Below are 13,986 nucleotides of genomic sequence, written 5' to 3' on the forward strand. Positions count from 1 at the left end.
ATTATGTCCTAAACAAAAAGAGCACTCAACAATTGGGTGCTCTAAAAATTATTAACATAACACTTTTCTTCTACTTTTTATAACTCAGTTCTATCACTTTGGGTATATGATTGTTATCATATTTCCTTTTATAGAGGTAACGTCAGGAAAATACGAATATACAAAGTTAAGGAATTTTCATTACTTTATAACCATTTTTAAGTTATATTCAATAACCATGCTTTGACATTGTCTAGAGCATGGTTATTATTTAAACAAATATAAATCTGCTTAGTTGATTTTTTAGTTCATCAATTTATTGAATTCATTAACTGAAAGAAGTATTCAGGTTTGTGAGTTTTATTTAGGTTAAACCATGAATGTAATGTATCTGGTGCAAATACATCTAATTTTTTCAGTACTTCCATCGCAAATTCCAGAGGAGCTATTCCTGATGCAGTAACTAAGTTCGCATCAGATACCGCAGATCTCAACTCATAGAATTTTTCTCCTTTATAGTTAGGACATACCATTTTAGTGTATTCTAAATTATTAGTTGTATGCTTTCTAGTATCTAAGTATCCCCTATTTGCAAGGGCCTCAGTTGCACCACAAATTGCACCAACAATAGTACCAAACTTTAAAGCTTGGCCAACTCTTTCCAAGATAGGTTGATGAATCTCTTCACTCCAAGTAGTCCCTCCTGGTAAAATTAAAAGATCTTTACTCTCAAAAGTACATTCATCAAGGGAAATATCTGGTTTTATGCTCAGTCCCCCCATAGTAGTAATCATTTCTTTATTAGCTCCTACTGTAATTACTTTTAAAGGTACTAAATCTTTTTTAAAATATCTTCCTGAATTTAGTTCGGTAATTAAATATCCATATTCCCAGTCCGACATTGTATTAAATACATATAGAAAAACTTTTTTTGTTTGCATCCCATATCACTCCAATCACAATTGATATGGATATTATAATATAACTTCCCTGACAGTTAACGTCAGGGAAGTTATCATACTTCATGAAATTTTATTAATTCCGACAGAACTTCAATAAGTCTTTTCTTAAGACTTATTGGCTCAATAACTTTAATAGATTTATTGTACGGTAAAAGTAAATAAGGTACATATGTATGTATCATATCTTTTTCAAGAAGAAAAACTGCTTGATTTGAAGTTCGCACTTGTAAATAATGTCCTAAAAACCAATGTTGGCAAATATCATCCAATACACTTTTATCCCCACTAATAACCAAAGAAATAATCCCTTCCTTATCTTCTATAGTTGGAAGAAGATTTTTTATAAAAAAGTCACGTGCTGAAAAATTTTCTGGCCGGTTAAACTTATTTTCGGTTAGCATTAAATTTTCAATTCGATCTACCCTAAAACTACGGATATCATTCCTAAGATGACAAAATCCAATCACATACCACCTATTATTCCAATAGATAATTCTGTACGGATCGACCAATCTATAATTTAATTGCTTTTTCCCACTTTTATAATAAAGAATTTTTACTGAATACCCATCAGTTACGGCCTCCTCCAACTCCTTCAAAAAATGTTCCATAGAGGATGAACTAAATCGACTTATTACTTCTAGACTACTTAAATGTCGGTTTATCTTTGCTTCCTGCTCTTGATTTGAGTATTTACTTAGTTTTGAAATGGCCCTATTTAATGCTTCACCTCCATAATATCCGGCTTCTTCTGCAAAAACAGCAGCGTGAAATAGTGAAGTTTGCTCTTCAAAATCAAAAAAAAGAGGAGCCTCAATAAAATTGTTTAATAACGTGTATCCACCGTTATGTCCTGGTTCTGAAATTATAGGTACACCACTTGTTGAAATTGTATCAATATAACGATACACAGTCCTTATATTCATCTCTAACTTTTCTGAAATTTGTTTTGCAGTAATTTTTTTACCTGAGCGAAGCATCCATAGAATCGCTAACATATTATCAATTTTAGGCATGTAATTCCACCTCTCTATGGAATTTATCCCTTATTATATATTTCTGATTTTTAGTATAACTCATCAACTGTTCCTTTCCGATAGCTTTCTAAATAATGAGGCCCTAGACACATTTGTAATTTCACAAATTTAATTTACATTCATATCTACCTCTTCATAAAGCTTTACTGCATAATTCATTCCTGCATGATTTTTATAGTATTTCTTTAACCAACCTTTAAATTTTCCTTCTTTCTTATTCAGTTCAATACCTTTATGTTTCCACCTACGAATCAGATCACGTTCTAATTGGTTTATACCCGCCATAACCTTAATTAAGCATTGGCTTTAGGAATTATCTTCCAATAAATCGAGCCATGTATCTTTGAAGGATTATAATTATCATCCTTATTATAATATTTAGTTACAACAATAGCTTCAATTATTATAGCGATACACACAAACAAAAGAATTATTTTGCGTCTCACAACAAAGCTACTTATTCATTTTTTTCTTTTTTAAATTGGAAGGATATATGTTCCAATTGTTTGATTTCCTCTATTATTTTACGAATTCCTTCTTCAATCCTATCTTCCTTTACATTCGATACGTTTAACTTTAATAGTCTTTCTTTCGGAAAACCTCTCACATAATTTTTATCAATTGTATCAATACTTATTTGTTTTTCACTTAGTCTTTTGAAAAACATTTCTGAAATACTCGTTTTATGTAATTTTAAACAAGTATGAATTCCAATTGTATTATGCTTTTTATATGTGAATAAAAGTGGGTTTTCACTATGAGTTCTTTCTAGTGTTTCTGCTAATTTTTTAGATCTATTGTGATAGGAAGATTTAATTTTATTTTTATGACGTTCAAACATGCCACTCTTTATATAAATTTCTAAAGCAGCTTGAGATATCATTGGACTATCAATATCTAAAATTTTTTTATATGTATAAAAAGCATTCGCAATAATCGGTGGAATAACTGCTACACCAACTCGTAAACCTGGAAAAATAATCTTCGAATAACTTTTCAAATATATGACATGATTATCATGATTCAAGCTATATAACGGATCAGCTTTCGAATCCGTTTCTAAATCTGCTAAGTAATCATCTTCCACTATAAATACATTGTATTTCTTAGCCAATAGTACGATTTTTTCTTTCTCATCTTTAGAATAAGACGTTCCAAGCGGATGATGATATCTCGGTATCGTATAAAAGAATTTTATTTTTTCAGTTTGAAATATTTGTTCCAATTCATTCAAATCAATACCTTTATTCGTACGTCTAATACCGATTACAGGAACTTTATTTATTTCTAGATAATCAATATATAGATGATATGTTGGCTGTTCAATTAATACAGTTTCATTTCCATTCGGAAATGGTATGGAAGTTAATATAGCAAGCGCCTGCTGAACACCTGACGTTATAAAAATATTGTCTTCTTTCGTGAACACTTGATAATTTGCCAACTGTTTTTGAATGACTGGAATTAAAGATGGTAACCCTTTCGGTGTTCCGTATACGAACAAATCATTTTTATAAGTATCAATAGCCTTATTAATGCAATGCTGAAAATCTAAATATGGGAAAACATCTGGATCTGGTGCTGAAGAAGCGAAATCAATTATCTCGTTATTTTCTATGGTACTCCCAGATTTCTTAACAACGTAATATCCACTTTGAGGGACAGAATATATAATATGACGCTTTTCTAATTCATGAAGCGCACGTATAACTGTCGCCTTATTACATTCATATTGCGTAACGAGTGACCGTATAGACGGTAATTTCTTTCCTTCATTTATTTCTCCATTTTGAATCATATTTTCTATGTCATTTAAAATATGTAAATACTTATACATATTACACCTCCTTCAGCAATTTTCTATTTAATTATATCGATTTTATATTCATATAGCATTCATTCCTCAATTAGTTAATTTTCCGATCATCTATATCGTAAATCCCAATAGCGTATGAATCATTTTCAATCCATTTCTTTACTGCTTCTGTTTTAAGTACCCCTTCAACTTCTTTTTCTATTTTCTGTCCAAGTTCTCTCGCCCCTACTTCATCATCGCTAATCTTAGTTTTTATATCAATGGTAACAGGTTGATTCTTTTTATAATTTATTTGCTGAATCCCAAACCCTTCATATCCATTCTTCCTGAATACGTCATCAAATATCTGTCCAAAAACTAACCCCCATCTATGTTCTGCATTTACAATCTCCTTGTTTCTTTGAGATATATTTACTTTATAGGACATAATACCTTGAATTTGCAATCTTTTATTAATTTCTTTTTTTATTTCGTTAGGATTTTCGCTATCAGCAATCTCTAAATCTACTATTCTTGCTTTTTCATCTCTTATAGCAGCACTAAAAAAAGATTCCTCCTTTACCGCTACTGTAGCAATATCCATCACTATAGAATCTTCACTTTTAGCATCTTCAATCTCATTCTCACAGGCACATAATAAAGCAAATGGAATTAAAAATACAAGTACCTTTGTTCCCTTTCTCATGTAGCACCCCTCCACACATTTTCATTTACGATAAACTTTTTACTTTGACACATAAATACCTTCTATAATTATTAAATTTAACATTATTTCACATTTTCCCCACTTAACAAGGGAATTACAATTAATAAATAGAATATCTCTATGAATAAATAAAAAGTGAGGGATATATAATGCAACGTGTAAATACGATTGATATTAGTAATGTACTACAATTGGAAAAAACTCTTTCGACTTTATTAAATAAGATGATTTCTTCAAAACTAGACCTTGAAAATTGGTTAAAAGAGCAGTCAAAAGTAATTTGGGAAATCGAAGAACAATTAAGATCACATTACATCGCCTTTCAATGTAATACGGATGATGAAGGAATAAAGGATACTTTTGAACATGATCAACAATTTGTAAAGCCACTTTTAAAGCGGTACCAAAATTTATTGGATAATAAATATTTAGAGTCACCTTTTCGAATGGAATTAGATTCTAACGTATATGGTTTATTAGATACAAAAATAAAAAATGCTCAAAAGTTATTTTGTGAGGAAAATATCGAATTAGAAATACAGGAAGACAAATTAGTCACAGAGTACTTTGAAATCACTGGAGGATTAAGTGCCATTTGGGACGGAGAAGAAAAAACGATAACAGAATTACAATCCTATTTACAAGATTCGAATCGTGACATCCGTAAAAAGGCAAAAACTATTATTTCTGAACAATTTTTATCTGTTGAAAAAGAACTCCAAAACATATTAAATCAATTAATTGAAATTCGCCATCAAAAAGCAAAAAATATTCAACTAGAGAATTATCGCGATTATATGTTCAAAAAATACGAGCGTTTTGATTATTCAGCGATAGATTGCTATGAACTAGCCGAATCCATACGTAAATATGTTGTGCCTCTTAAAGATAAAATAATGCTAGAGAAAAAAGAAAAACTGCAAGTTGATACGCTTCGCCCGTGGGATGTATCAGCTGTAACTCCAGATCAAAAAGTACTTAAACCTATTGCAAATGAAAATGATTTAATTGAAAAGAGCACTCATATCTTTAATAAACTAGATGTTGAATTTTCAGCACTTTTAAATCAAATGTATAAACACGATTGTCTTGATTTAACAAGCCGCAAAGGAAAAGCAGCTGGTGGCTTTTGTGAGTACTTACCAGCTTCACAATTATCTTTTATTTTTATGAACTTAAATTATACACAAGATGATATTATCACTTTTATACATGAAATGGGTCATAGCATTCATAACGAACTCATAAAACCATTAAAATTACGACAGTATATAGAAATTCCAGCTGAAACAGCTGAACTAGCCAGTATGACAATGGAATTATTCTCGCTTAATTATTGGGATACCTTCTATACAGACAAAAAAGATTTAAAACAAGCAAAAATTAACTTCTTTAAAGATGTTATTTCATATTTACCTGTCATGCTTATTGTTGATCAATTTCAACACTGGCTGTATGAAAATCCAAGTCATACTTCTGAAGAAAGAAATGAAAAATACTTGCAACTTCAAAAACATTTTCAGTCTAGCGTCATACATATTGATGGCTATGAAAACTGGATAGCAACGAGTTGGTTACCTGTACTCCATATTTTTGAAGTACCATTTTATTATATTGAATACGCGATTGCCCAACTTGGGGCATTACAAATGTATAAACAATATAAAGAGGATCCTAAGCAAACACTAGAAAATTATAAAAAGGCATTATCACTAGGAAGCTCGCAATCTATAAAAGAAGTATATGATGCAGCCGGTATTCGTTTTGATTTCTCTGGTGAAACCATTAAAGAACTAATGCTATTTGTAGAAAAAGAATTAGAATTACTTGAGCAATTATAAGAAGAAAACTACACCTATATTTTAGGTGTAGTTTTCTTCTTCATTTTATTAATCAGTTCTATGTACTGAGTATCACCATATCCGATTGTTGGAAAAAGATAAAACAACTTTGTTAATAATTCTTGATTTGATAAACCTTTATTTTTAGAGATGAATTTCATTACGATATTATCTTCTTTTAGCATTTCTAAATATAAATCTATAGCCTGATACATTACAGGTGGTACTTTATGATAAGTCTTTTTATGGTTTACCAATACTTCATTGTATATAGTAGAATAATCCCCCAATTCAAGTTCAATTTGATTTACTTTAAATTCATCCTCCCTGAAACTATTTAAGTATACTTTCCCTTCATAGCACGACTGCTCAAGGTATGAAAGTAAAGTAAGTAGATTCATTTGGCAAAACATATCTTCACCAAACCATAAAACAATACATTTGTACTCTTTCGTAAAAAGTTTTTTTAATGGATCTATTACCTTTTTTGTATAACTTTCTACTGAACTGTTATGTCCTTCCGCTCTTGTTTTAATAAAGTCCTCATCAAAAACTTGTGTAGTAGCAGGGTTCACACACATCGCCTCATTAAATGGTGCATAATCAGAATCACCCATTAGCTTTTTATTTTTAAATTCTTCATACATAACTTGACCATTTAATATGTTAAGTACCTCTTTATCAAATAGCTCACTCTTCCTATTTCGCAACTGTTCAACCTCTATTTTTCTAGAAATATTCATATTAAACACCCCTTCTTTATTTAAATTTAGTTTAAGAAATGATTGAATAGACATTTTGTTAAGTTGATATTCTCTTGGATTCATTCCAAAAACATTTTTACATATTCGATTTAGCCGTTCCTATTTATAGTGCGATAGAATATTCATTTGCTGGAAATGGGAATATCATTGACTATGAACATTCTATTACAAAAGCACTATTTGAAGGCTACCAAGAGGAAAATGAACTACCAAAAGAGATGATAGACAAGTTTCCATTATTTGTTAAATTAAAGGAGATTTTTGAATATAGCTTAATGCATATGTATTGGGATAAAGAAGAATTAACGGAGGAACAAGTACGGATTATGAACCTTTATAGGATGAAGATCGAAAATAAGAATACCTATATCAATATTTAAGAACGCTGTTGTTTAACTACAAGGAAACTTTGGTTAAACAACAGCATTTATTAATTTGCTGACAGCCTTTTTTATGACTTATAAATACTGATTCAATAATCTTTTCAAATACACTTCATTTTGCGGTGATACTTTTTCAGAAAATCTAGCTGCAATAATAATAGGAGCCCATTGAAAAACTTCATCTCTTGATAAGCCGGTACGACTGCAATATATATGTAAATACATCTCAGCTAATTCTACCGAAGCTTGTGAGTACAACAAATATGTTCGAAATACATCTGCGCGAATATCACCTGAACTTGCATCTACCCAGTCTATAACTTTCACTTTCTCTTCCTTACTCAAAATCAAATTAAATGGATGGAAATCTCCATGACATAGCCTAAAATCAAATGTAATAGAATCTAATTTTTGTAATATATTCTTCTTTTTGCTTTCATCCAAATTATGTACAGATTTAATTTGACGCTCTAACCTTTTCCTCATTAACTCCATTTCATCTGTATTCACACGTATAGCATGGATCTTTTTTTGCTCATTAACACAAAGTCCGATATAACGCTCTGCCTCATTTAAATTATTAAGTAGGAGATCACCAACACTGTCCCCTTTTACGTATTCCATAATAATTGCCTGTCTATCGTGTATCTTTGTCACTTCAAATACGTTTGGAACTGGCAGCCCGCATGAATAAGCATATTTTTGTTTTTTTGCTTCATTCATAGACTCTGTATCTGGGAGGTAATCTTTAAATAATTTTACAACCTTATCATCAGTTAAATAAATTTCTGCTGTATTCCCTTTTGCAATTGGATTACCTAAAACCACTTCATTTCTCCCCTTAACATAAATTAAAATAACACCTTATACCTCTCTTTAAATTCACTATAATCCTAGCTAAAACCTTCTTCACGAATATACAAAAAACTTACCGCTTTCCATCCTTAAATAGAAAGCGGTAAGTTTAATTGTTTAGGAATATCAGAATGAAACTCTGATGTATGCACAATTGAAAATGTATATCCTTGCTCAATAAATGATACTTCATTACATTTATATTCAAATGATACACCATTTTTCTTAAAGTTATTTTGGATTCGCTGTAAAAATGCGACGTCTGGTGTTCCGAAAGAAACGTGTACTTTCGGTGATAGAGCTTTCATCGCGATTGGAATCCAAGGTCGCTGCCACCAAGTTGCGACGACATAAGCAGTGCCACCAACTACAAAGTTAAAAATATCCCCGTCTTCCATCGTTTTCATATTTAGATTTGATTTCAGCCATTCCCTAAAAATAGGTACACTTTTAACAGGAAGACCAATTTCCCTTACATATAAAATGTTTAAAGGTGACTGCGGTACTAATACATCTTCTTTAACATAACTATGCGCGATAATTTCGAGTAGATTTCCATCTCCGTCTTTAAAGTATAAATTGAATCGACCATCCTCTTCATCAATTATATGACCATCTTTCCATTTCGCAATGAGTAATCCAGACTCCTCAAGCCATCTTGCTGTTTCATGAAATTTTGAATATGAGATTTCAAAAGCAACATGTGCAGGTGCAATTGGTTCATACACTTCTTGAAAACTAATTGTTGTATAAGGTGTTACTTCAAATTGAATGAAGGATGCTGTTTCTTTTTTTATTGGAAAAGATAATATGTCCTTATAAACTTGTTTTACCCCTTCTATGGAAACCGTTTGTAGTTTTATATCTGATATATGTGTAATCACTTTACATTCCCCCTCATTTCTTATTATCTATTCGTATTGTATTACACTTATAAATAGATAAAATCAAACGGAAGGATGGATTTTCCATATAGAAACTACAACTTTAGTATGAATATGTTAGCTCCAATTATTTTTTATTTCTGCTATAACAATTTCTGGTTTATCCCAGTGCAACATGTGTGTAGTATCAGGAATTACTTTTACTATACTGTCCGTTTTCTCTTTGAAAACATTTACTGTCTTATCTCTATAATCCGCCCAAACTTGTGGAACTGTAGCTCGGAGTAATACAATATTAGCCGGCAGCTTCTCATATATATCTATCGTTTCATCTTTATACATACCTCTTATTATATTACTAGCTGTATTCCCCCTGGCATGCCACCATACTTTGTTATCCATTTCGATCCCTAGGTCCTTTACAGCAACTTCTAACAATGAAGACCACCTAGTATAAGCTTCTTTTTCACTTTTGAAAAATTCGTCCCAATTATTAAAAACGTATTCATCAAAGTCCTTTTCATAATAAGCAATTTCTTCTTCCAACGTTTTTTCTTGAAGCCTTTTTGTTTGATATCCACCATCAATAAGAATACTTCCTTGTACTTTTTCTGAATGATGTAACAAATAAAATAACGCTACAAAACTTCCCCATGAATGTGATAGAAAATAGAAGTATTCGATTCTCAATTCATTTATTATTTCATTTAACCAATTTGCTAAATTCTGCATCTCATAATCTTCTGTTCTTTCAAATGGCGGTGTTTTACCATGTCCAGGTGCATCAACGGAGATAAATCTATACTCTTCTTTTAATTCCTCAGCAATTTCTATAAAACTTAAACTCGTACTACCTAATCCATGTAAACAAAAGATAACGGGCTTGTCATTATTCCCCCATTCAGTAATATGTACATTTATTTTTTCATTGCTAATATAGTAACGTTTCAAAACATTTATCCTCCATATTTTGATTTACACTTTATTTATTTCTATTATTTTCAAGTATTTCCTGTATTCTTTTCCACACAAAAAGCTGCTTTTCTTTAAATGAAAAGCAGCTTTTACGCTAAAATATATTATAATTTAACAGCGATAATCATAAATCTTTTTGAATTTGTATGAATCCCTTTTTCAGAACTATTCGTGTCAATGAACTTTTGTAAAATAGTAAAATCCTCTTCCTCTTCTCCAAATCTAGGAATAATAGGCGTATGTTTTAATAAGAAAATGAGATCTTCAGGCGTATTGTAATAATCAGTAACATCATATTCACGTACTTGCACGAGATCAAATCCTGCACTAATAAGTTCATCCATATACTTTTCTTTTAAAGTGCCATCTCGTTCACCTAAGCATTGTCCTCTGCCAAATGCTTCTTTCAGGTTTAATTTATCATTCTCACTTACTTGTTGCGTTAAGAAAAAAGCACCTCGTTTCATTACTTTTGCTAACTCAGATGCTAGAAACGGAGCATGACAACTTGAAGCGATATCAAAATGCGCATGTGGAAACGTTAAAGCTTCAGAACCCATTTGAATAAACTCAACATTTTGTACACCTGATTTTTTCAAATTAGAATGTGCCGTTTCAATCATGCCGTTAGAATTATCAATTCCAATCAACAATTTAGCTGATGATGCTATGTTAAGTACATTTTCTCCTCCGCCTGTACCAACATCAAGTAGAATGTCTGATGATTTACATCTTTCTTTCACTTCTCCATAAAAGTCCCATATTTCTCCTACAGTTTCACATTTTATTTTACTAAAATCCCATCCATTTAATCTTCCTACTTTATCATAAAAGCTTTTGTACTCTAATTCATTCACCTTATAACTCCCCTTTGTAAAAACGAATTAAATATGTATAATAACCTACAACACTATTTAATTATATATTATAAAATACAAATTATTAAAACACCATTCCACTTCGTACGACGATAAGTTTACATAACAATTTTATAGTTCACCTTTATCTATATGTTCTAAATGACCTCTTCCCCAACTACACACACTATCCAAAACAGTACTGACTGTTTTTCCATGTTCAGTTAAGCTATATTCTACTTTAGGTGGTATTTCTTGATAATGCTTATGAATCTTATAAATCTCTTTCTCTTGTAAAAAGGCCTGGCCATAATAATGAAATTGCACATACTGTTCTATATTTAATGCAAAATAGTTTTACTACGGGTAATGTATTATTTCCAGATGGAGGGTACACATATCATTAAATTATTAGCAACAAAAGCCCCTTATTACAGTGGCTTTTGTCGCTAATTTAAACATTGCTGAAGTAATATAGGATTCTCTTTTATTAGTTCTGCTAAAACAAAAGTTGTGGAAAAGGTCGTAAGATTAACTCTTTATCTAGCAATCCTTTTTGTTCTCGAATCATTCCGCCTCATCCAATAAAAGCCGCCCTAATTTCTATTCCCTACACTTTTATATAAAATTAACCTTATAAAGGTAGGATTCAACAACTTCTTACAGAATTCTATATTTAATACGTATTGGACGGATTATTTTCAAATTCCTCTTTACTAAAGGTGGTTCATACAATTGTGAAATTTGTACAAGAACGAAGATTAACTGTCAAGACAACTTTTTCAAAAGAATACAAGATTTTTATTTTTGGTTTACTCATTTCACGAATCGGGGATTCACTATATACTTTTGCACTGCCTTGGATTGCATATCAATTAACTGGTTCAGCTGTAATTATGAGTTCTTTATTTGCTGTTAACGTATTGCCAATCGTTTTATTTGGCCCTTTAGTTGGTGTACTAGTTGATCGATATGATCGAAAAAAGTTACTTTGGATGGCGGATATTACCAATATTATTTTAGTAAGTCTCGTACCAATTCTACATGCATTACATCTATTAGAAGTCTGGCATTTATACGTAATTACTTTTATCTTAGCAGTTATGTCCATGCTTTTTGATGTAACAACAGTTACAGTCATTCCACACATCGCAGATGCATCATTAACGAAGGCTAATTCTTTATATCAAATGGTTAATCAATTGGCTAGTTTGTTTGGTCCAATGATAGCTGGGCTTTTCATATCTTTTATTGGCGGCTTTCAAGTACTTTGGATTAATGTTCTTTCATTTATTGCTACATTAATTGCTGTGATTATATTACCTTCTATGAAAAACTTAAATAAAAAGAATACTGATAAAAAAACATTGCAAAATGTACTAAATGATTTGTTTGATGGTTTTAAATGGCTCAAAAATGATTGGTTAAATATAGCTTTGTCACTTCAAGCTATGGTAGGTAACTTTGGAGCAAGTGCTGTTTTAGGTGTACTTATGTATTATTTATTATCGACATTAAATCTCACCTCCGCACAAAGTGGCTATAATTATACTTTAATAGGAATAGGTGGGCTTTTAGGAAGCTTAATTGCCGTTCCTTTAGAAAAGAAATTTCGACGTGGTGTACTTATTCCTTTACTCCTATTTTTAGGAGCGCTTGGGTTAACATTTGCTTTGTGGAGTACATATTGGCTTGCTCCCGGAATTGCTTTCGGAATCGCGATGACATGTAATATCACATGGAATACGATTGTTACATCAATTCGGCAGGAAACTGTTCCATCCAATTTGCAAGGACGTGTTTTAGGTTTTTCTCGTGTACTTACACGATTATCTATGCCATTGGGGGCATTAGTAGGTGGAATTATTTCAGCCTACAATCCTGTATTTATATTTGCTTTAGCTGCTTTTACTAAAATAATTGAAGTCTTTATTGCCTTATATAGTCCGATACGAAAACTGTAAAGATAAAGATTTATATATTTTGAGATATTAATAAAATAAAAAAGGCATAAAACATGCCTTTTTTTATTACTTATTTGTTTATTGGATAACAAACTTCTGTAACCCACTTATTAGGATCGGATTCCATCGCTGGGCTCACATGATAAATATTAAACATCGGGCCTGCTAATTTGTAACCCTCTGTCTCAATCCATTTTGCCGCAGCCTCATTTACAGCTGTCATCTGTTCATAACTTCCATTAACTGTTATAGAAGCTACATTAGTCGATTCCATATTTTTAAATGTAACGTCTTTTGTATTTTCGTGCTTACCAAGAATACTTAGCTGTATTTCTATATCCACATCATTTTCTTTGTATTCACGATCATGGAAAACCGCAATACTATAACTCGGTTGGGCAATACTAATATTTTTCATTTGAATTTCTTGCATTAATACACTCCATAAATCACCTTCGCAATTATACGATGGAATAATCTTTCTAACACTAGCTACAGTTCTTTCTGGAATTTCTTTTATTGAAACATGATAATTCATCTCAACAACATCCTCTCTCATCGTTTTCATTGAGTCTTCGAGGAGACGTAATTGTTTTTGGAGGTTATTCATGTCTTCTTTAATTTGAGCACTACGATTAAAAAATTGCTCTTTTATGGTATCTATATTATCGCATTCTATTATTTCTTTGATGGTAGCAATATTAAACCCCATAGCTTTTAACGTTTGAATTTGATTTACTTTTTTTAATTGGTCTGCTGAATAAAATCGATATCCACTCTGCTCATCGACTTTTACTGGTTGTAGTAATTCCACTTTATCGTAGTGTCTCAACATTCGTATACTAATGGAAGATAGTTTTGAAAAATCCCCTATTTTAAACATGATTTCCTCCTATAAGTTACATCTGCTTTGAAGCTCAACTTTATCTTAAACAATAACATTGTGTGAGGGTCAACTGTTTA

General features: G+C 31.3%; 13 protein-coding genes and 3 pseudogenes. 4 read left to right on the forward strand and 12 right to left on the reverse strand.

Translation table 11 applies throughout. The annotated features are described in order from the left end of the window. Positions 1–290: 290 nt before the first annotated feature. From AU379_RS11175 to AU379_RS11195, 5 genes and pseudogenes are all read right to left on the reverse strand, one after another. The gene (locus AU379_RS11175; RefSeq protein WP_001193607.1) at positions 291–920 is read right to left on the reverse strand and encodes a type 1 glutamine amidotransferase family protein; all 630 of its coding nucleotides are present in this window, start codon (positions 918–920) and stop codon (positions 291–293) included. 74 nt (positions 921–994) lie between these two features. Beyond that, positions 995–1,957, reverse strand: coding sequence for a YafY family protein (locus AU379_RS11180; RefSeq protein WP_001124137.1), 963 nt, complete (start codon positions 1,955–1,957; stop codon positions 995–997). A gap of 63 nt (positions 1,958–2,020) precedes the next feature. Next, a pseudogene (locus AU379_RS11185) lies at positions 2,021–2,335 on the reverse strand (helix-turn-helix domain-containing protein); the annotation flags it as partial. 100 nt (positions 2,336–2,435) lie between these two features. Further along, positions 2,436–3,815 (reverse strand): PLP-dependent aminotransferase family protein, encoded by a 1,380-nt coding sequence (locus AU379_RS11190; protein ID WP_000280115.1) that lies wholly within the window; start codon positions 3,813–3,815, stop codon positions 2,436–2,438. 70 nt (positions 3,816–3,885) lie between these two features. Continuing rightward, complete coding sequence (locus AU379_RS11195; RefSeq protein WP_001225462.1) at positions 3,886–4,479, reverse strand: DUF4030 domain-containing protein; 594 nt, start codon at positions 4,477–4,479, stop codon at positions 3,886–3,888. 170 nt (positions 4,480–4,649) lie between these two features. Here AU379_RS11195 and AU379_RS11200 point away from each other — a divergent pair, with 170 nt between their 5' ends. Further along, entirely contained in the window at positions 4,650–6,341 is a 1,692-nt protein-coding gene (locus AU379_RS11200) for a M3 family oligoendopeptidase (protein WP_061139262.1), read from the forward strand. Positions 6,342–6,355: 14 nt separating this feature from the next. Here AU379_RS11200 and AU379_RS11205 read toward each other — a convergent pair whose 3' ends face one another. Next, on the reverse strand, positions 6,356–7,168 hold the full coding sequence (locus AU379_RS11205; protein WP_157462620.1) for an AraC family transcriptional regulator: 813 nt from the start codon (positions 7,166–7,168) through the stop codon (positions 6,356–6,358). On the opposite strand from AU379_RS11205, the gene AU379_RS11210 reads away from it, so the two are divergent. Then, the gene (locus AU379_RS11210) at positions 7,159–7,485 is read left to right on the forward strand and encodes an aminoglycoside phosphotransferase (RefSeq protein WP_061139263.1); all 327 of its coding nucleotides are present in this window, start codon (positions 7,159–7,161) and stop codon (positions 7,483–7,485) included. The two genes, AU379_RS11205 and AU379_RS11210, sit on opposite strands and share 10 nt — an antisense overlap. A 78-nt stretch (positions 7,486–7,563) precedes the next feature. Here AU379_RS11210 and AU379_RS11215 read toward each other — a convergent pair whose 3' ends face one another. From AU379_RS11215 to AU379_RS11235, 5 genes and pseudogenes are all read right to left on the reverse strand, one after another. Beyond that, positions 7,564–8,316 carry an aminoglycoside phosphotransferase family protein gene (locus AU379_RS11215; protein WP_000242839.1) on the reverse strand — a complete coding sequence of 251 codons (753 nt, stop codon included), beginning with the start codon at positions 8,314–8,316 and terminating at the stop codon, positions 7,564–7,566. Between the two features lie 116 nt (positions 8,317–8,432). After that, positions 8,433–9,227 (reverse strand): glyoxalase, encoded by a 795-nt coding sequence (locus tag AU379_RS11220; protein WP_061139264.1) that lies wholly within the window; start codon positions 9,225–9,227, stop codon positions 8,433–8,435. 117 nt (positions 9,228–9,344) lie between these two features. Further along, positions 9,345–10,178 (reverse strand): alpha/beta hydrolase, encoded by an 834-nt coding sequence (locus AU379_RS11225; RefSeq protein ID WP_000833450.1) that lies wholly within the window; start codon positions 10,176–10,178, stop codon positions 9,345–9,347. Between the two features lie 128 nt (positions 10,179–10,306). Beyond that, positions 10,307–11,059, reverse strand: coding sequence for a class I SAM-dependent methyltransferase (locus AU379_RS11230; RefSeq protein WP_061139265.1), 753 nt, complete (start codon positions 11,057–11,059; stop codon positions 10,307–10,309). 132 nt (positions 11,060–11,191) lie between these two features. Beyond that, positions 11,192–11,356, reverse strand: a pseudogene (locus AU379_RS11235) (winged helix-turn-helix transcriptional regulator); the annotation flags it as partial. Between AU379_RS11235 and AU379_RS28980 the strand changes: the two are divergent. Together AU379_RS28980 and AU379_RS11240 are read left to right on the forward strand one after the other, a co-directional pair. Continuing rightward, positions 11,323–11,466, forward strand: a pseudogene (locus tag AU379_RS28980) (short-chain dehydrogenase); the annotation flags it as partial. The pseudogenes AU379_RS11235 and AU379_RS28980 sit on opposite strands and share 34 nt — an antisense overlap. Before the next feature lie 330 nt (positions 11,467–11,796). After that, on the forward strand, positions 11,797–13,023 hold the full coding sequence (locus AU379_RS11240; protein WP_000673894.1) for an MFS transporter: 1,227 nt from the start codon (positions 11,797–11,799) through the stop codon (positions 13,021–13,023). 70 nt (positions 13,024–13,093) lie between these two features. On the opposite strand, the gene AU379_RS11245 is transcribed toward AU379_RS11240, so the two are convergent. Further along, positions 13,094–13,906, reverse strand: a complete 813-nt coding sequence (locus tag AU379_RS11245; protein ID WP_000472627.1) for a MerR family transcriptional regulator — start codon at positions 13,904–13,906, stop codon at positions 13,094–13,096. Positions 13,907–13,986 lie beyond the last annotated feature (80 nt).

Origin of the sequence: Bacillus sp. JH7 (assembly GCF_001563515.1) — a bacterium.
Taxonomy (GTDB): Bacteria; Bacillota; Bacilli; order Bacillales; family Bacillaceae_G; genus Bacillus_A; species Bacillus_A cereus.

Excerpts from the sequence above, each read along its gene's own strand:
- AU379_RS11200 (WP_061139262.1), top strand. The coding sequence starts at position 4,650 with ATGCAACGTGTAAATACGATTGATATTAGTAATGTACTACAATTGGAA.
- AU379_RS11245 (WP_000472627.1), bottom strand. The coding sequence starts at position 13,906 with ATGTTTAAAATAGGGGATTTTTCAAAACTATCTTCCATTAGTATACGA.
- AU379_RS11180 (WP_001124137.1), bottom strand. The coding sequence starts at position 1,957 with ATGCCTAAAATTGATAATATGTTAGCGATTCTATGGATGCTTCGCTCA.
- AU379_RS11190 (WP_000280115.1), bottom strand. The coding sequence starts at position 3,815 with ATGTATAAGTATTTACATATTTTAAATGACATAGAAAATATGATTCAA.
- AU379_RS11195 (WP_001225462.1), bottom strand. The coding sequence starts at position 4,479 with ATGAGAAAGGGAACAAAGGTACTTGTATTTTTAATTCCATTTGCTTTA.
- AU379_RS11175 (WP_001193607.1), bottom strand. The coding sequence starts at position 920 with ATGCAAACAAAAAAAGTTTTTCTATATGTATTTAATACAATGTCGGAC.
- AU379_RS11205 (WP_157462620.1), bottom strand. The coding sequence starts at position 7,168 with ATGAATCCAAGAGAATATCAACTTAACAAAATGTCTATTCAATCATTT.